The organism is Pedobacter sp. 01T416_2 (assembly GCF_056398925.1).
In genome coordinates this window covers 1-5,544 of the sequence record NZ_JBFTQI010000385.1, presented here as the reverse complement: position 1 = coordinate 5,544, position 5,544 = coordinate 1, and the positions used below count along the sequence as shown (strand labels likewise).

Here is a 5,544-nt window from a genome sequence, read left to right as displayed (position 1 = left end):
AAATGATACAGGATCAGATGGATACGAATATGTCTTTAAGTCTCCAGCAGGCTTCAGATGAATTGGAAATTAATCCAGCCTATTTATCCCGCGAGTTTTCCAAGTATTTTGATAATCTGTCTTTTGGAGATTATATACGGAAGATGAGGATTGAAAAGGCTATGCTATTGATAGAAACAACAACATATTCATTAACCGAGATTGCCTATCTTACCGGATTTTCAGACCAGAGTCACTTTAATAGAATCTTTAAGAAACAAGCCGGAGAAAACCCGTCGTTTTACAGAAAAAAACACCAAAAAGGTAAAACGGATACAAATAGTTAAATCCGTACAATTATAGTGCCTTACGAATAAGCAATATTGTAATAAAATACAATTTGCTGATGAAAGAACAAACAGATAAAGCCAAACCGCTATACTCATTAGCCGAAATTACAACGTATTTCCTAAAATTGGGTACTTGGGGCTTTGGCGGTCCCGTTGCGCTGGTAGGCTATATGCAGCGTGATCTGGTTGAGCAGAAAGGCTGGCTGAGCGAGGAAGAATATAAAGAAGGGCTAGCGCTTGCGCAACTGGCGCCCGGGCCTCTTGCCGCGCAGTTGGGTATCTATATCGGTTTTGTACACTATGGCTTAATTGGCGCTACTTTAACAGGTTTAGCCTTTGTACTGCCATCCTTCATCATGGTGGTTTTGCTTGGTATGGCCTACCAGCAATATGGTGGGCTGGCATGGATGCAAGCAGTATTTTATGGTGTAGGCGCCGCCGTAATCGGTATCATTACCATGAGTGCTTATAAACTTACCATTAAATCAATCAGCAAACTGGAACTTGCTGCCATCAAATCCAAATGGCTTTTATGGGTGTTCTATATCATTGGAATCGTGATCACCGTGGTTACCGAAAAAGAGCAAATCTTACTTTTTCTAGCTTGCGGCATCCTGTATATGCTCATTAAGGCCCCACCACAATGGATTAAAAAGCCTTCAACTCTCCACGCAGGAATATTGTTCAGTACTGGTTTTTGGCACTATGAAAGCAAGACCTTACAAGATATTGGCTGGTTTTTCGTTAAGGCAGGAACATTTGTATTTGGTAGCGGACTGGCCATTGTACCTTTCCTGCATGGTGGCGTAGTAAAGGAATTTGGTTGGTTAACGGAGGCTCAGTTCGTAGACTCGGTGGCAGTTGCCATGATCACGCCTGGGCCCGTAGTAATTACAGTAGGATTTATCGGTTATCTTGTCGCAGGGTTTCCAGGGGCCTGTGTTGCGGCGTTAGCTACTTTTCTGCCCTGCTACATTTTCACAGTAGCTTTAGCACCCTCTTTCAAAAAGGTTGCAAAAAATAATAGCGTTAAAACATTCGTTGAAGGAATTACTGCCGCTGTGATTGGTGCACTCGTTGGTTCAGTAATTGTGATCGGTATGCGTTCTATAAAAGACATTCCAACAGCATTGATCGCAGTAGCAGCTATACTTTCACTTATCTACATCAAAAAATTACAAGAACCCTACATCATTGGTGTAGCGGCTGCGATAGGACTACTCATTAAATTCTTCTAACTTCTCATTATGTATAAAATTTCTACAAAACCGCCAATTAAGCACAGTATATTTCTACTTGTTTTCACTACGTTACTAAATTTATCAACAAAAGCGCAACAAACGGGTCAAAACCAGGCTTATCCAAAGATAACCGGTTATTTCAGCTTGCTTCACCCCATCGGTTCCTGGGATAAAAATGGATTTCATGATAACTTTTCGGATGTATACACGCTTGCATTTCCATTTGGAATAAACATTTTAAAGAGTGATAAATTCGGGGTCAGTTTCGAGATTGCCCCGAGTATCCGTACCGAACATAATATTTCTAAGGTAAGTTCAGTATTATTTCATCCGGGGGCAATGTTCAGGTTCAAACATGGCTTTACTTTTATAGGTCGTGCAGCATTTGAAACCAATGGCCGTTATGGCTTTACACCGGTTTTGAACCAGGTTGTAAAAAAAGGAAAAGATGTGAGCCTGTATCTTGCATTGCCTTTCCCTGTGAGATTCGGCAACAATTTACCAGCATCACTATCCACGGGTTTACAGGTGGGTGTTAGTTTTTAAATAAGTGACGGTACAAATGGTATTGGATGTTAAGTGAAGGCTTAAAGCAAGCCGCTTTGTAGTAGTAAAACATAAATGTTCAGAAAAATATTGTAACTATTTGATTACATAGAATTTGTTTATATATTAGATTCATCTGATCATTAAATATTAACCTAAACTAACTTAAACATGAAAAACACCAAATTTTTATCACTAACCATGGTATGCGCTTTATTTTTCTGCATATCTTCTTGTAAGAAAAACAAAACTTCTGAAGAAACTGACAACAAAGCCGAAATATCAGCAAGTACTTTACAACAAATAAAAAGCTTAGGATTTAGCGTCGAAAATGCACGTAAAGTTGATAACGGTTACCTGGTTGAAGGCGACATTCTGCTAACAGATGCCAACTTAAATGAAAAGTCTTTAAGTCCTAATTTAAATATTGCTGAAACCGAGCAGTACCGCACAACCAATCTTGTTAAAGCACTGCCACGCGTGATTACAATTTCTGTTACAAATTTACCACAGGTGTACAGTGATGCTGTTGACCTGATGATTTCAAGGTACAATTCGTTGGGCCTGCGCATGACTTTTCAAAGGGCAAGTACAGGTACTACAGGTAACATTGATGTATTTGGATTTAACGAAGGGCCAAGTGGTGGTTACATCACTTTAGGTTCATCTGGTTTTCCTACTTCAAGCGGCGAACCATTTAATCAGGTTAAAATGAATACGAATGTTAATGCCTACGGAACTAATCCTAATTTATTATATGTAGCCTCAGTTTTGCAACATGAAGTTGGACATTGTATAGGATTCCGTCATACAGACTATATGAACAGAGCATATAGCTGTGGAGGAAGACGTTCTAACGAAGGAACAGCAGGAGTTGGCGCGATACAAATCCCAGGCACACCATCAAAAGCAGATGCAGAATCATTTATGCTGGCTTGCTCTAACGGGGGCGATCGTACATTTAATGCAAATGATGTAATTGCAATGAATTACCTTTATAAATAAACCAAATACAGATCAAATAAAAAAGTATAGATCAGATAAAAAAAGAGGGAGCTGAAAAGTCTTCCTCTTTTTTTTGAACTGAAAAGGCTGGAAAATGTATTTTTTTTATGCTTTAACGAAAGAGCCTTAAAAAAAACCACAAATATAGCACAAACAACAAAGAACAATATAATTCAGAAAAAAAATCACCATTTTTCAATCAATAACATGTGGCCCACTTCATCTTTACATCATCGTGTTAAATTCAATCCTTATTCTGAACCTATCAATTGAAAATCCTTAACATTATTTTCAATTATCCTTACAATTCTTAATAATTTCTTAATTCTAATTGACAAAATCCCTAATCGGGTTAAGGCATCTTTGTGGGAAATTCACAGGGCAAGAACAATCGTTTGTTTCTGTGAATGATCCAAACAATCATAACCAATCATTCATGAAACAAAACTACAAAAAGACCTACTTGTCTTTAATTGGCAAATGGCAATATCTTGTTGCAATCCTCCTTTTCTTTTCATTAAATGCCCATGCTCAAGGCGGCAAAACAATAACGGGTAAAGTTGTTGATGAAACCAACCAGCCATTACCAGGCGTAACAGTTAAAATAAAAGGCAGCAATTTAGGAACATCAACTGATACTAATGGCGTTTATACCATTCAGGCAAAACCATCTGATGTACTAACATTTTCTTTACTTGGAAGTTTAACCAAAGAATTTCCGGTTAATAACCAGGCTAAAATAAATGTAATCCTTGTTTCGGATAATCAAACCCTGAAAGATGTTGTGGTTATTGGCTATGGTACCGCTAACAAAAAAGATTTAACAGGTGCGGTAACTTCTGTAAAATCAGAAGAATTTAATCAAGGTGTTTTGGTTAACCCAGCACAACTTTTACAAGGTAAAGTTGCAGGTCTGAATGTTACTAAAAGTGGCGATCCGAATGCTAAACCTTCTACTATTTTACGTGGTCCGTCCACTTTACGAGAAGGTGCTGCACAAGAGCCATTTTACGTTATCGACGGTGTTCCTGGCGCTTCAATTGATTTATTGGCTCCGGCCGACATAGAAAATATCGACATTTTAAAAGATGCATCTTCAACTGCCATTTATGGTTCAAGAGCCGCAAACGGTGTAATCATTGTAACCACAAAACGTTCTAAAAGCGGCCAATCTCGCCTAAATTATAGCGGTTATGCTGCCGTAGAGAAAGTTTCTAAAAAATATGATATGCTTTCAGCTCCTGAGTTGAGACAATACCTTTCAGATAATAAGCAAACTTTAAATGCTGTAGATGATGATGGTTCGGACACAAACTGGCAATCACTTTTGGAAAGAACAGGTTATTCTCAAAATCATAATCTTTCTTACGGTGGCGCTGGTCAAACATCRGATTATGGTGCAAGTGTGAATTACCTAGATAATAAAGGGATTCTTAAAAATACATCGCTAAAAAGAACAATTGTTCGTGCTTTCCTTAACGAGAAGTTTTTTAATGATAGGCTTAAACTGGGTTTAACCATAACTAATAGCAATTCGAAAAGTTCTGATGTATATCAATCACAAGCACTTCCAAATATGCTTTTCTATTTGCCAACAGTAAATCCTTTTAATACTGATGGCAGCTATAAAGAGAACTACAACCGCACCGGGAGTGGAACCAGAAATCCATTATCAATTGTTGATAATAACGTAATCGATAACTTAAACAATAAAACGTTGATTAATGGTATGGCTCAGGTAAATATCATTGATGGACTAAAGTTTACAGCCAGCGTTTCTTCTCAAAGAGACCAAAATAACTACAGTACTTATTTAAACAGTCAATCGGGATTAGCCAGAGGCGTAAACGGACAAGCGCAAAAAATTGATGTCCTAAACAAAAGCCAGGTTTTAGAGGGTTATTTCAACTATGATAAAACTTTTGGAAAACATAGTTTAAAATTGCTTGGAGGTTATTCATGGCAAGAAGATAGAACGAATGACGGTTTTGGCGTAACTACACAAAATTTTTCAAATGATAATTTAGGCTATAACAACCTGTTTTTGTCTAATCCAAGTTTGCTCTCTCAAATAGCCTTTAATAATGCGCCAATATCTACTTTAAGATTAATTTCATATTATGGCAGGGTTCAGTACAACTATAATGAGAAATATTTATTTCAGGCATCTTTAAGAGATGATGGCTCTTCCGCATTCGGAAAAAATAATCGTTGGGGTCTATTCCCGGCTGTTTCTGCAGGCTGGAGAATTATTGGCGAAGATTTCATGCAGTCGGTTCCGGTGATTAGTGATCTAAAACTTCGTGCTGGTTATGGCGTATCTGGTAACAGTTTAGGTTTCGACGCCGTGTGCTGCATGGAACTGATCGAGCACGTGCCCGATCCGGCTGCCCTGGTCGGCGACCTGGTACGCATGGTGAAGC

5 protein-coding genes are annotated in these 5,544 nt (G+C 38.2%); all 5 read left to right on the top strand.

The window, feature by feature from the left end:
• Positions 1–326 (top strand): helix-turn-helix domain-containing protein (locus tag AC1DPQ_RS16150; RefSeq protein ID WP_477610242.1); only part of this gene is annotated, 326 nt, incomplete at its 5' end.
• 59 nt (positions 327–385) lie between these two features.
• Positions 386–1,567 carry a chromate transporter gene (locus AC1DPQ_RS16145; RefSeq protein ID WP_477610241.1) on the top strand — a complete coding sequence of 394 codons (1,182 nt, stop codon included), beginning with the start codon at positions 386–388 and terminating at the stop codon, positions 1,565–1,567.
• Between the two features lie 9 nt (positions 1,568–1,576).
• Positions 1,577–2,116, top strand: a complete 540-nt coding sequence (locus AC1DPQ_RS16140) for a hypothetical protein (RefSeq protein ID WP_477585756.1) — start codon at positions 1,577–1,579, stop codon at positions 2,114–2,116.
• A gap of 171 nt (positions 2,117–2,287) precedes the next feature.
• The gene (locus AC1DPQ_RS16135; protein WP_477610240.1) at positions 2,288–3,121 is read left to right on the top strand and encodes a M57 family metalloprotease; all 834 of its coding nucleotides are present in this window, start codon (positions 2,288–2,290) and stop codon (positions 3,119–3,121) included.
• A gap of 436 nt (positions 3,122–3,557) precedes the next feature.
• Positions 3,558–5,544: SusC/RagA family TonB-linked outer membrane protein (locus AC1DPQ_RS16130; protein WP_477610239.1), on the top strand; the 1,987-nt coding region annotated here is incomplete at its 3' end.